The following is a 12,385-nucleotide window of genomic DNA, read 5'->3' on the forward strand; positions in this document are numbered from 1 at the left end:
ATATTTCACCATTTAGCACGGCGGCTTGCGAGTTCCTCGACCCGCGCGTCGCTCACCCGCGTCGTCCCTGGGGACGACGCGGGTGAGCGCGGGAGTCACCTAGGCGAGCCGGTCGAGGAGGGCGTTGTACTCCGCCCACAGCTCCTTGGGCAGGTGGCTGCCGAACTTCTCGAAGTGCGCCGGGATCAGCGCCGCCTCCTCGCGCCACACCTCGGCGTCGACGCTGAGCAGCGTGCGCAGGTCCTCCTCGGCGATGTCGAGCCCGTCGGTGTCGAGCGTTTCCGGCAGCAGCCCGATGGGCGTCGGGACGGCGGTGGCCGTACCGTTGAGCCGCTCGACGATCCACTTGAGCACGCGGCTGTTCTCGCCGAAGCCGGGCCAGATGAAGCGGCCGCCGGCGTCCTTGCGGAACCAGTTGACGTAGAAGATGCGCGGCAGCCGGGCGCCCTCGCGGCGGCCGATCTCCAGCCAGTGGCCGAAGTAGTCGCCCATGTTGTAGCCGCAGAACGGCAGCATGGCGAACGGGTCGTAGCGCAGCTCGCCCACCTTGCCCTCGGCCGCGGCGGTCTTCTCGGAGGCGACGTTGGCTCCGAGGAAGACGCCGTGCTGCCAGCTCAGCGACTCGGTGACCAGCGGCACCGCGGTGGCGCGGCGGCCGCCGAACAGGATCGCCGAGATGGGCACGCCCTTGGGGTCCTGCCATTCGGGGGCGATGGTCGGACACTGCCCGGCGGGGGTGGTGAAGCGGGCGTTCGGGTGAGCCGCGGGCTCGCTGGAGCCGGGCGTCCAGGAACGCCCCTTCCAGTCGGTCAGGTGGGCGGGCGGCGTGTCGGTGAGCCCCTCCCACCACACGTCGCCGTCGTCGGTGAGGGCGACGTTGGTGAAGATGCTGTTGCCCCACAGCGTCTTGATCGCGTTGGCGTTGGTGACCTCGCCGGTGCCGGGGGCGACGCCGAAGAACCCCGCCTCGGGGTTGATGGCGTACAGCTGCCCGTCAGCGCCGAAGCGCATCCAGGCGATGTCGTCGCCGACCGTCTCGACCTTCCAGCCCGGGATCGTGGGCTGCAGCATGGCCAGGTTCGTCTTGCCGCAGGCGCTGGGGAAGGCGGCGGCGATGTAACGTACCTCGCCGGAGGGCGGCGTGAGCTTGAGGATGAGCATGTGCTCGGCCATCCAGCCCTCGTCGCGGGCCATCACGCTGGCGATGCGCAGCGCGTAGCACTTCTTGCCGAGCAGCGCGTTGCCGCCGTAGCCGGAGCCGTAGGACCAGATCTCGCGGGTCTCGGGGAAGTGGCTGATGTACTTGGTGTCGCTGCAGGGCCAGGGCACGTCGTGCTGCCCCGGCGCGAGCGGCGCGCCGACGGAGTGGACGGCCTTGACGAACTCGCCCCTCTTCTCGATCTCGGCCAGCGCCTTCGACCCCATGCGCGTCATGATCCGCATCGACACCGCGACGTAGGCGGAGTCGGTGATCTCGACGCCGACCTGGGAGATCTCCCCGCCCAGCGGGCCCATGCAGAACGGGACGACGTACATCGTGCGGCCGCGCATGCAGCCGCTGAACAGCTCGCCGAACGTGGCGCGCATCTGGTCGGGAGCGATCCAGTTGTTGGTCGGCCCGGCGTCCTGCTCACGCTCGGAGCAGATGTAGGTGCGGTCCTCGACACGGGCGACGTCGCTCGGGTCGGACTTGGCGTAGAAGCTGTTGGGCCGCTTGGCCAGGCGGGTGAAGGTGCCCTGCTGCACGAGCAGGTTCGTCAGGCGCGTCCACTCCTCCTCCGAGCCGTCGCACCACTCGATCCTGTCGGGCTGGGTCAGGGCGGCGATCTCACGCACCCAGGCGACCAATTCGGCATTGGTCGTCGGCGCGGGAACTTCCACGGAAACGGACACGGCTCTGGCTCCTCCACTCTTTCGCGGGCCCAAACATCATTAACGACGACGACGCCGGAAAGCCAATTGGCATAGACCTGTCGTCGCAGGCTGTGGGCCTGATGATTGGTGGAGCCTACCCATGGAGCGGCGATTTAAAGAATCGTCCCCATGGTCTAAACCAATTTCTTCAGTGGTTTATACCAATCGCGTTTATGAATTCACGTCCGGACCTGCGGAGCGCACGCGGTCCACGTGCTGCAGCGCGTCGCGCAGCTCGCCGAGCCACGTGTCGGTGTTCTTGCCGACCAGGCGCACGCACCAGGCGAGCGCGTCGCTGCGGCTCCTGGCCACGCCGGCGGCCACGAGCGTGTCGAGGACCTGTCGCTCGGACTGCCGCAACCGGGTCATCACCGGCACCGACAGCGTGGTGAACATCACTGTCTCGCCGCCGCACACGACGCCCCACGACACCTTCTGGCGGAAGCGGCGCTCGGCCTCCTTGGCGATCTCGATCCGACGCTCGCGCGTCTCCTCCCTGAACCGCCTGGCCAGGCCCTCGAGCAGGGCCACACGCTCGGCCTCCGACCCCTCCGTCTGGGGCTCGGGCAGCGTGCCGATGACCGCGATCTCCTCGCGGTCCCTGATGATCTGCGGCGCTCCGGTGAACCAACCCTCGGGCAGCCGGCCGGTGAACCAGCCCCGCACGCGCTCCGTTGCTTCTTCGCTTTCCATGTAATCAACATTACATCGTTGCCGAAGACAGGAAGAGTACGGTTATGGGGGTGTTGCCGGAAAGGAAGTACTAACGCACCCGTGCGGCGGCGACCGGGCTCACCCGGACCACGCCCGCCAGGCCCCTGGTGCTGACCGGGGCGATCTTGACGACGTCGCCCGTGCGGGGCGCGACCAGCATCTTCCCGCCGCCCCAGTAGATCGCCACGTGCGAGATGTAGTCGGGGTTGGTCGGGTCGAGGCGCCAGAAGATCAGGTCGCCCGGCTGGGCGTCGTTGAGCGAGATCCGCGGGCCGGTGAGCCACTGCTGGTCGGTGACCCGGGGCATCCGCACCCCCGCCTGGGCGAAGGCCCACTGGACCAGGCCGGAACAGTCGAAGGAGTCAGGGCCCTCGGCGCCCCACACGTACGGCCTGCCCACCTTCGAGGCGCCGGCCGTCAGGGCGGCGGTGATCTGCTGGGCCGTCATGAACGAGCCGACCGGCCAGTTCTGCTTCTGGGTCTGCGGGGCGGGCAGCACCGCGTTGACCAGGGCGACCTGTGAGCCCTTCGGCAGCACCTTGCGCAGCGCGTTGCGCAGCCGCAGCGAGTCGGCCTCGGGGGCGCTGATGATGAGGGCGTTGTCGTGCGGCAGGCCCAGGGTGCGCCCGGTCTGCCTGGACACCACGGCGTCGATGGCGCCGAACCCGGTGGTGGCGTAGGCGCCGATGCGCAGTTGCCCGACCGGCGCGGGGACCCGGCTGTGCAGGGCCAGCCCGCCGTCGTTGCCCAGCACGAACGACACAGCCACGTCGCCGGCGGCCACGTTGGCCCACAGCGCGTCGGAGGCGGCGGTCACCCGCGGGGTGTAGGCGCGGAAGCTGGAGGGATTGACGGCCAGGGTCTGCACCCGCTTGCCGTCCAGCATGATCGAGGCGGCGTCGGCGAGCTCGAGCGCCCGCACGCCGCGCAGCTTGGCCACCTTGCGCAGCAGCGGCGTGGTGAACGGCTTGCGGGTGACCACGAACAGGTTGGGCTTGTGCAGCTGGCCCAGCGGCGCGACGGGCTCGTTGCGCTTGCTCTCGGCGACCAGGTTCTCTGTCGGGACGGGCCGGTGGTGTGGTAACTGCCGGGCCGCCTGCGGAGTCTCGGGCTGCAGCAGGAGTAACAGGTCCGTGGTGAGCACCAGGACCAGCGTGATCACGATGAACGGCACCAGCCGCCGCGGGTCGCGCCGCTTCCTGGACTTCACCAGGAAGGCCAGATCCTCAGAGAACGCGAAAGAGCCGCCGGACCCTCCAGGGCCCGGCGGGTCGTTCCTACGCAGATCAGTTGCCGATATAGGGCACTGCCTCGAGGATCTCGACGGTGTTCTGACGGCCGTTCGGCATCGAGTAGGTCGCCTTGTCGCCGATCTTCTTGCCGTTGATCGCCGCGCCCAGCGGGGACTTGGGCGAGTACACGTCGATCGGGGCGCCGCTCTCCTCGCGCGAGGCGAGCAGGAAGGTCACCTCGTCGTCGTCGCCGACGAACCGGATCGTCACGGTCATCCCCGGACCGACGACGCCCTCGGTCTTCGGAGCCTCCCCCACCTGGGCGCTGTCGAGGATCTGCCGGAGGTGGAAGATGCGGGCCTCCATCTTGCCCTGCTCGTCCTTGGCCGCGTGGTAGCCGCCGTTCTCTTTGAGGTCGCCCTCCTCACGGGCGGCCTCGATCTTCTTGGCGATGTCGACGCGCCCTGGGCCGGAGAGATACTCGTACTCCGCCTTCAGGCGGTCGTACGCCTCCTGCGTCAGCCAGGTGACGTTCTCATCGCGAGAGTCGGCCACGGGTACTCCTTGCTTGCCTAGGGGGCCCTGGATCACTTGGGGTTGCGTCCTGTCGAATTGCGAAAGGCTAACAAGTTAACCGGTCGAACGCTTCCCCAAATGTCTCACTATACGAGATTGCAGTACTGGATGTGGACGGAAGTCGCCTGGGCACTCGTGTCGAGGCGTTCCTTGAGCGTCTTAGTACCCTCACCTGGCGGAATTCTTACTTCCTTGGCGCCAACTTCCGCGTGGTTGACATCCGTCGCCCTGATCCGGCACACCGCCGTACGGTCCTCCGGCTTGGCCACCTCAAAGGTGATCTCAACCTGATCCGCCCGATTCACATCGAAGTAAATGATCTGGTTGCTCACCCCGGTACTGCTGCCCGTCATCGACCACATCACGTAGCCCCAGCCGCCCGCCACGATGGCGACGAGCACACCGATCACCAGGTGCACCACGAGCCGGCCCCCGCGCCGTGGACGGTCGGGGAAGTCGTCGGGGGTGCCGAGAACGGGCCCGTTCCCGACATCTCTCGTGGCCATGGCGGAATCTCCCTGCACTTCCTCGGCGTTATCCGAGACACTCGTTATCCGAGACAATTGTCGCCTGCGGGGGCCGTGCCCATGTGACTGGGCCCTCGCGTACGCCCAGCTAAAAATAAGTGATCGGTCCGACTGAGGAGACATCGAGCCCGTGAGTGCACCGCTGAGGCTGATGGCCGTCCACGCCCACCCCGACGACGAGTCGAGCAAGGGTGCCGCCACCATGGCACGCTACGTGCGCGAAGGCGTCGAGGTGCTGGTGTGCACGCTGACGGGTGGCGAGCGCGGGTCCGTCTTGAACCCGAAGATGGACCGGCCCGAGGTCGTGGCCAACATCGCCGAGATCCGCAAGGCCGAGATGGACAAGGCCAGGGAGATCCTTGGCGTGCAGCAGCGTTTCCTCGGTTTCGTCGACTCCGGCCTGCCGGAGAGCGAGGAGGAGGAACTGCCCGAGGGTTGCTTCGCGCTGCAGAAGCTGGAGGACGCCTCGGCTCCCCTGGTGGCGGCCGTGCGCGAGTTCCGCCCGCACGTGATCATCACCTATGACGACGACGGCGGCTACCCGCACCCCGACCACATCATGACCAACCGCGTCTCGATCGAGGCGTTCGAGGCCGCCGGCGACCCCGACCGCTACCCCGGCACCGGCGAGCCCTGGCAGCCGCTCAAGCTCTACTACCAGATGGGTTTCCACAAGGAGCGCTTCGAGGCGCTGCACGAGGCGATGACGGCGCGCGGGATGGGCTCGCCGTACTCCGACTGGATCTCCCGCTGGGAGGACCGCCCGCAGAAGTGGCCGGTCACCACCAAGGTGCCGTGCGCCGACTACTTCGAGATCCGCGACAGGGCGCTGCTGGCGCACGCCACGCAGATCGACCCCGACGGCTGGTTCTTCTCCTGCCCGCGCGAGGTGCAGCAGGAGATCTGGCCCACCGAGGACTACCACCTGGCCCGCACGCTGGTCGACACGACGCTTCCCGAAGACGATCTTTTCGCGGGGATCCACGCCGACGACGTCGCTCCCGTCTGCAAGTGACCTTTCCGTACGGCGGGCCGCCACCGGCCGCCCGCCGTACCGGCACCGGTTCGGGGACCGGTCAGGCGAACCATAGACTGGATGGGTGAGCGTTCTAGCTGCTGGTGATGTCAGTCCTGGACTGCTCGGCTTCACCGTCGTCGCCGTGATCGGCGTGGCTCTGTGGTTTCTGATCAAGTCCATGAACAAGCAGATGGGTAAGATCAAGGTTCCGCACGAGGCCGACATCGACGACAAGAAAGCCGAATAGATGTCCGTAGAAGTGGTCGACAACTCGGGTGAGAGCCGTTTCGAGGTGCACGTGGACGGCAAGGTCGCCGGGTTCGCCGACTACCGGCTGCTGCCCACGAAGATCGTTTTTACCCACACCGAGGTGCTGCCCGACTACGAGGGCAAGGGCATGGCCAGCCGGCTGGTCAAGTTCGCCCTGGAGGCGAGCCGCGCCACGGGCCTGCGGGTGGTGCCGTTGTGCCCCTACGTCAAGGACTACATCGAGCGCCACCCCGAGTTCGCCGACCTGGTCGACGACTCAGTCAGCGGGTGACCAGGCGCGCTCCAGCGCCTTGGGCAGCCCCCACCAGCCCAGTGGCGTGAGCACGTCGTCGGTGTCGACGATGCCCAGGTAACCCCACAGGGTCACCACCGAGCCGAACATGCTCTCGGTGCTCTCCAGGTCGTCCAGCTCGTCGTCGAAATCGGCGTCGAGGTCGACGTCCTCGGACTCGGCGATGAGCCTGGCGACGCGCTCCGGCGAGGCCAGCACGCCCGGGCCGAGCCTGACCAGGGCGGCCACCGCCGCCAGCCAGTCGGCGTGCTGGATCGCGCACAGGTTGGCCAGCACCGTGTCCTCGTGGCTGAGCTCGCTCTCCATGTCGGTGAAGATCTCCAGCGAGTCGCCGTCCTCCGACAGGTCGGACACGGGCCCCGCGATGCCGGCCGCCACCGCCAGCCACAGCTCCCGGTCGTCGTCGGGCACCGGACGGTCCTCGAAGCCCGCGCAGGCGCGCAGCACGTTGGCCGGGTAGCCCGGCAGCACGAGCAGCTCGCGCAGCCGGGTCGCGGCCCGGTCGAGCTCGGCGACGGGCAACTCCGGCTGCTTGGGCAGCTCGCCGAGGATGCGCCGCAGCTCGGCCAGCGCATAGGCCTCCTCCTCGTCCCAGGCGGCGAACAGCTCCTCGTCCTGCTCGTCGTTGACGGCGAAACCGGGCATCCTGCCGTCGGGCAGCGCGGTGCTCAGCCAGGTCTCCTGCAGCTCCTCGTAGGCCCGCCTGGCCTCCGGGGCGCCCTCCGCCAGCGCGTCGGGGTCGATGACGCCCGCCTTGATCCGCTCCTCCAGATAGGCCACGAGCAGCGCGAACATCTCCTCGGCCACGGGCCCGCGCTCGTCCTCCTCCGGCCAGATGAAGTAGCTTGGCGTCATCAGGATCGGCTCGCTGCCGGTCGACTCGACCCAGCGCTGCACGTCACCGACCGTGGCCGCGCCCGCCTCGATCGAGCTGAGCGTGGCCCTGGCCGAATCCCAGAAAGGCAGCGACAGCGGGTTGCCCACGGCGACCAGCGCCCGCCGCAGGTCGGGCATGGCCACCAGGGCCACCCCGGAGGGCACGGCCAGCAGCGCCCGCGCCACGTCCCTGCGCGTCAGGGCCGCGGCGGGCCGCCCTGCGTGCGTGCACACGAAGTCCAGGTCCACGCTCTGTAACCTACGCCGTCTAGGGTGTGTTGATGAACCGCTTGAAGGACGCGACCAGCCCGTATCTGCTGCAGCACGCGGCCAACCCGGTCGACTGGCATCCGTGGGGTGAGGAGGCGTTCGCCGAGGCCCGCAGGCGCGACGTCCCGCTGCTGATCAGCGTGGGTTATTCGGCCTGCCACTGGTGTCACGTCATGGCGCATGAGAGCTTCGAGGACCCCGCGACCGCGGCGCTGATGAACGAGCACTTCGTCAACGTCAAGGTCGACAGGGAGGAGCGCCCGGACGTCGACGCGGTCTACATGAACGCCACGCAGGCGATGACGCACAGCGGCGGCTGGCCGATGACGGTGTTCGCCACGCCCGACGGGCACCCCTTCTACTGCGGCACCTACTTCCCGCGCGACACCTTCCAGCGGCTGCTGCTCGGCGTGCACCAGGCCTGGACGGACGAGCGCGACACCGTGCTCACCCAGGGCGCCAAGGTCGTCGAGGCGCTCAACCAGAACACCGCGCTCCCGAGCGGGCCGCTGCCCACCGAGGAGACGCTGGCGCTGGCCGTACGCAATCTGCGGGAGAGTTTCGACGCGCGCCGCGGCGGCTTCGGCGGCGCGCCCAAGTTCCCGCCGTCCATGGTGCTGGAGTTCCTGCTCAGGTACGGCGAGCGGACCATGAGCGGCGCGACGCTGGAGGCGATGGCGCGGGGCGGCATGTACGACCAGCTCGGCGGCGGCTTCGCCCGCTACAGCGTGGACGCGGGCTGGGTGGTGCCGCACTTCGAGAAGATGCTCTACGACAACGCCCTGCTGCTGCGCGTCTACACGCACTGGTGGAAGGTGACAGGGTCGGCCCTGGCGCGCAGGATCGCGCTGGAGACCGCCGACTGGCTGCTGCGCGAGATGCGCACCCCGGAGGGCGGCTTCGCCTCGGCGCTCGACGCCGACAGCGAGGGCGAGGAGGGCCGCTTCTACGTCTGGACGCCGGAGCGGCTGGCCGAGGTCCTGGGACCGGAGGACGGCGCGTGGGCCGCCGAGCTGTTCGAGGTGACGGGCACCTTCGAGCACGGGACCTCGGTGCTGCAGCTCCTGGCCGAACCGCCGGACCTCGCGCGCTACGACAGCGTCCGCGAGCGCCTGCTGGCCGCGCGCGAGCAGCGGGTACGGCCTGGCCGCGACGACAAGGTGGTCGCCGCGTGGAACGGCCTGGCCATCGCCGCGCTGGCCGAGACCGGGCTGGTGTTCGAGCGGCCCGACCTGGTCGAGGCCGCCACGGCGGCGGCCGAACTCCTCGAGCGGGTGCACGTGGCGGACGGGCGGCTGCTGCGCACCTCGCGCGACGGCCGGGCCGGATCGAACGCCGGGGTGCTCGAGGACCACGCCGACCTGGCCGAGGGGCTGATCGCGCTGTACGCCGTGACCGGTGACGAGCCCTGGTTCCTGCTGGCCGAGCGGCTGCTCGAGGACGTGCTCGAGCGCTTCACGGACGGCTCCGGCGGGTTCTACGACACCGCCGACGACGCCGAGCGGCTGTTCCAGCGGCCGCAGGACCCCACGGACAACGCCACGCCGTCGGGGCAGTTCGCGGCGGCCGGCGCGCTGCTGTCGTACGCGGCGCTGACCGGCTCCGCGCGGCACAGGGAGGCCGCCTACGAGGCGCTGGGCACGGTGTCGGTGCTGGCCAGGGGGCACGCCAGGTTCGCCGGCTGGGGGCTGGCCGTGGCGCAGGCGGCGCTGGGCGGGCCCGTGGAGGTGGCGATCGTGGGGCCGCGCGACGACCCGCGCACGCGGGAGCTGCACAGGCAGGCGCTGCTGGCCGGCGTCCCCGGGCTGGTGGTGGCGCTGGGGACGGGCGAGCAGACCGGGGTGCCGCTGCTGGAGGGCCGCGGGCTCGTGGACGGCGCCCCGGCGGCCTATGTGTGCAGGAACTTCGCCTGCCGGATGCCGGTCACCACGCCGGAGGAGCTGCGGGCCCAGCTAGCCGCCGGGTGAGGCCTGGATCGTGGGCGGCGCGTTGCCGTCGGGGCCGCCCGTGGGCGCGTCGGTCGGCGGGCCGTTCTGCTCGGGCGGGCCCGTGTTGTCGTCCGGCGAGCGGGTGTTGTTCGGGTCGTTGATCGCCGGCGGGCTCTGGTCGGTGAACGGGGTGTCCGCGTTCGGGTCGGTGTTGCGCTGGTCCTGCTGGGGGTCCTGGGTGGGGTTGGTGTTGTCGGCGTAGTCGTTGTAGCCCCAGGAGTAGCCGGAGGGCTCGGGGAAGTCGACGACGGGCTTGCCGTTCATCGCCTCGGTCATGAACGCTCGCCACACCTGCGCCGGCAGCTGGCCGCCGAACTGCACGCCGTACCCGGGGATGGTGACGGGCTTGCGGTCGTCGCGGAACATGTCGACGGCCACGGCCAGCTGCGGGGTGAAGCCGTTGAACCAGACGCTGACGTTGTTGTCGGTCGTGCCGGTCTTGCCGGCGACCGGGCGGTCGTAGAGCCTGGCGGCGGTGCCGGTGCCGTACTTGACGACCTGCTGCAGCGCGAACGTGGCGTCGCCGGCGGCCTTCTCGCTGATCACGCGGGTGGAGCGCGGCTTGACGACGCTCTTCAGGCCCTCGGCGTCGGTGACCGACTTGACCACGTGGGCCTCCATGTGGACGCCCTTGTTGGCGAAGGTGGAGAAGCCCGAGGCGTTCTGCACCGCGCTCACCGAGGCCACGCCCAGCGGGAAGGAGGCCGCGCTCTGGTGCGGCGCGATCTGCGCCTCGGGGATCCCCGCGGCCTCGGCGGTGGCGGCCACCTTGTCGAGGCCGACCTGCTGGCCGAGGTGGACGAAGGCGGTGTTGACCGAGTTCTGCGTGGCGCGCACCAGGTCGATGCGGCCGTAGGAGCGGTTGCTGTCGTTGTTGATGGGGTGGGTCGGGTCGGAGGCGACGTGCATCGGCGAGTTGCCGTCCACTCTGGTCGACAGGTCGAAGCCGTTGTCCAGCGCGGCGGCCAGCGTGTACGCCTTGAACGTCGAGCCGGCCTGCGCGGTGGAGGAGAAGGCGTTGTCGTACTTGGAGCGGTCGGGGTTGCCGCCGTAGAAGGCGACGACCTCGCCGGTCGACGGGTCGACCGCGGCCAGGCCGGTGCGGATCTTCTTGGGCACCCCGGCGGGCAGGACGTTCTTGACCGCCCGCCCGGCGGCGTCCATCAGCTTCTTGTCGAACGTCGTCACGACGCGCAGGCCGCCGCTGTTGATGTCCTCGTCGCTGTAGCCGCGCTGGTTGAGCTCCTTGGTGACCTGGTCGAGCATGTACTGCTGCTGGCCCTTGAGCTCGAACGGCTTGCGCGGCGCCTTCAGCGTGGGGAACTGCTGCTCGGCGACCTGCTGGGCGGTGAGCACGCCGGTCTGGCCCATCGCCTGGATGACCGACTGCCAGCGGGCCCTGACGGCCTCCAGGTCGGCGCCCGTCGGGGCGGCGAAGCGGCTGGGCTGCTGGATCACCGAGGCCAGGTAGGCGCCTTCCGCGATGCTGAGCTTGCCGACGTCCTTGCCGAAGTAGGCCTGCGCTGCGGCCTGGACGCCGTTGGCGCCGCGGCCGAAGTAGATCGTGTTCAGGTACTGCTCAAGCACCCAGTCCTTGGACTTGGACTGGTCGACCTTGATCGAGATCAGGATCTCCTTGAACTTCCTGGTCACGGAGCGTTCCTGGCTCAGGCCGCTGTAGTAGTTGCGCACCAGCTGCTGGGTGATCGTGGAGCCGCCCTGCAGCTGCTGGCCGGTGACCGTGGACCACACGGCGCGCGCGGTGCCCTTGAGCGACACGCCGCCGTCGTCGTAGAAGGAGCGGTTCTCGGCGGCGATCACCGCGTCGCGTACGTGCTTGGGCACGTCGGCGAGCTTGACGTTGCGCCGGTCGACGCCCTGGCGGGCCAGGACGCTCTTGCCGTCGCGGTAGTAGATCACGGAGCCCTGCGCGGTGGCCTGCTTCTGGGTGCTGTCGGGAATCGGCGTCATGGCCCACGCGACGGCGAAAAGGCCCACCAGCACGAGGATTCCGGCACCGACAGTGATCAACAGATAGCGGAGGATCCGCCGCTTCCGCATGCCCTTCTCCCCACCGCTCCGCACCCGAACCCCCGATCACGACCCCTACCACCTGGGCGGATGTTCAGGGTAAACGATCGATAACGGTGCTCGTCCCTGCAGCGATACTACGACCGGCCTCCGCGATGGCGCGGGACATCGGCGACCAACGGCAACACTCGGTATGGGACCGGATTGTCCAGAGCGATGATGGAGGACGTCCGCAACACCCCTTGAACCGCGACGATCTGGTCGATGACCCGCTGCAGATCGGGGTTCGAGCGGGCCACCACCCGGCACAGCAGGTCGCTGCCCCCGGTGATCGTGTGCACCTCGAGGACCTCGGGGATCCTGGCCAGCCCGTGCAGCACCGGATCGTGCCCGGCGATCTGCCTGATCTCCATCGTGACGAACGCGGTGACGCCGTAGCCCAGCGCCGCCGGCGACACGTCGGGCCCGAAACCGGTGATCACCTCGCGCGCGATCATGCGGTCGAGCCTGGCCTGGACCGTGCCGCGGGCCACGCCGAGGCGCCGCGAGCACTCGAGCACCCCCAGGCGCGGCTCGGAGGTGAGCAGACTGAGCAGTTTGGCATCGAGCTCATCGATAGTCATGTACATAGTGTCCACTGATTTAAGTAACTCTTGCGCAGCTCGTCCACCAAAATC

Annotated in this window: 12 protein-coding genes; 4 read left to right on the top strand and 8 right to left on the bottom strand. The window is 69.1% G+C overall.

The genetic code is table 11. The features are described 5' to 3' along the window. Positions 1-99 precede the first annotated feature (99 nt). The 5 genes from KIK09_RS45765 to KIK09_RS45785 form a co-directional block, all read right to left on the bottom strand. Positions 100-1,893: a phosphoenolpyruvate carboxykinase (GTP) gene (locus KIK09_RS45765; protein ID WP_214325829.1), complete on the bottom strand. Its 1,794-nt coding sequence runs from the start codon at positions 1,891-1,893 to the stop codon at positions 100-102. Between the two features lie 192 nt (positions 1,894-2,085). Further along, the gene (abmR, locus tag KIK09_RS45770) at positions 2,086-2,607 is read right to left on the bottom strand and encodes an ATP-binding transcription factor AbmR (protein ID WP_214325830.1); all 522 of its coding nucleotides are present in this window, start codon (positions 2,605-2,607) and stop codon (positions 2,086-2,088) included. Positions 2,608-2,677: 70 nt separating this feature from the next. Further along, a complete protein-coding gene (locus KIK09_RS45775; protein ID WP_308164699.1) occupies positions 2,678-3,838 on the bottom strand; it encodes a C40 family peptidase in 1,161 nt (386 codons plus the stop codon). A 76-nt stretch (positions 3,839-3,914) separates the two neighbouring features. Then, positions 3,915-4,415 carry a transcription elongation factor GreA gene (gene greA, locus KIK09_RS45780; protein WP_214325831.1) on the bottom strand — a complete coding sequence of 167 codons (501 nt, stop codon included), beginning with the start codon at positions 4,413-4,415 and terminating at the stop codon, positions 3,915-3,917. A 107-nt stretch (positions 4,416-4,522) separates the two neighbouring features. Then, positions 4,523-4,846, bottom strand: coding sequence for a DUF4307 domain-containing protein (locus tag KIK09_RS45785; protein ID WP_308164700.1), 324 nt, complete (start codon positions 4,844-4,846; stop codon positions 4,523-4,525). Between the two features lie 247 nt (positions 4,847-5,093). Between KIK09_RS45785 and mca the strand changes: the two genes are divergently transcribed. The 3 genes from mca (at position 5,094) to KIK09_RS45800 (ending at position 6,522) form a co-directional block, all read left to right on the top strand. Then, entirely contained in the window at positions 5,094-5,978 is an 885-nt protein-coding gene (gene mca, locus KIK09_RS45790) for a mycothiol conjugate amidase Mca (protein ID WP_308164701.1), read from the top strand. 85 nt (positions 5,979-6,063) lie between these two features. Beyond that, the gene (locus KIK09_RS45795) at positions 6,064-6,228 is read left to right on the top strand and encodes a hypothetical protein (RefSeq protein ID WP_214325833.1); all 165 of its coding nucleotides are present in this window, start codon (positions 6,064-6,066) and stop codon (positions 6,226-6,228) included. Then, positions 6,229-6,522: a GNAT family N-acetyltransferase gene (locus KIK09_RS45800; protein ID WP_214325834.1), complete on the top strand. Its 294-nt coding sequence runs from the start codon at positions 6,229-6,231 to the stop codon at positions 6,520-6,522. On the opposite strand, the gene KIK09_RS45805 is transcribed toward KIK09_RS45800, so the two are convergent. Beyond that, on the bottom strand, positions 6,508-7,668 hold the full coding sequence (locus KIK09_RS45805) for a hypothetical protein (protein ID WP_214325835.1): 1,161 nt from the start codon (positions 7,666-7,668) through the stop codon (positions 6,508-6,510). The genes KIK09_RS45800 and KIK09_RS45805 overlap by 15 nt on opposite strands. Before the next feature lie 32 nt (positions 7,669-7,700). On the opposite strand from KIK09_RS45805, the gene KIK09_RS45810 reads away from it, so the two are divergent. Beyond that, positions 7,701-9,656, top strand: a complete 1,956-nt coding sequence (locus KIK09_RS45810; protein ID WP_214325836.1) for a thioredoxin domain-containing protein — start codon at positions 7,701-7,703, stop codon at positions 9,654-9,656. On the opposite strand, the gene KIK09_RS45815 is transcribed toward KIK09_RS45810, so the two are convergent. Next, positions 9,642-11,738: a transglycosylase domain-containing protein gene (locus tag KIK09_RS45815; RefSeq protein WP_250574857.1), complete on the bottom strand. Its 2,097-nt coding sequence runs from the start codon at positions 11,736-11,738 to the stop codon at positions 9,642-9,644. The genes KIK09_RS45810 and KIK09_RS45815 overlap by 15 nt on opposite strands. 107 nt (positions 11,739-11,845) lie before the next feature. Next, positions 11,846-12,331 carry an Lrp/AsnC family transcriptional regulator gene (locus tag KIK09_RS45820; RefSeq protein ID WP_214325838.1) on the bottom strand — a complete coding sequence of 162 codons (486 nt, stop codon included), beginning with the start codon at positions 12,329-12,331 and terminating at the stop codon, positions 11,846-11,848. Positions 12,332-12,385 lie beyond the last annotated feature (54 nt).

It is taken from the genome of Nonomuraea sediminis (assembly GCF_018531495.1).
Classification (GTDB): domain Bacteria; phylum Actinomycetota; class Actinomycetes; order Streptosporangiales; family Streptosporangiaceae; genus Nonomuraea; species Nonomuraea sediminis.

What these genes read in the sequence shown, in the direction of transcription:
- KIK09_RS45800 (WP_214325834.1), top strand. Translation starts at nt 6,229, where the DNA reads ATGTCCGTAGAAGTGGTCGACAACTCGGGTGAGAGCCGTTTCGAGGTG.
- abmR (WP_214325830.1), bottom strand. Translation starts at nt 2,607, where the DNA reads ATGGAAAGCGAAGAAGCAACGGAGCGCGTGCGGGGCTGGTTCACCGGC.
- KIK09_RS45820 (WP_214325838.1), bottom strand. Translation starts at nt 12,331, where the DNA reads ATGACTATCGATGAGCTCGATGCCAAACTGCTCAGTCTGCTCACCTCC.
- KIK09_RS45815 (WP_250574857.1), bottom strand. Translation starts at nt 11,738, where the DNA reads ATGCGGAAGCGGCGGATCCTCCGCTATCTGTTGATCACTGTCGGTGCC.
- KIK09_RS45810 (WP_214325836.1), top strand. Translation starts at nt 7,701, where the DNA reads ATGAACCGCTTGAAGGACGCGACCAGCCCGTATCTGCTGCAGCACGCG.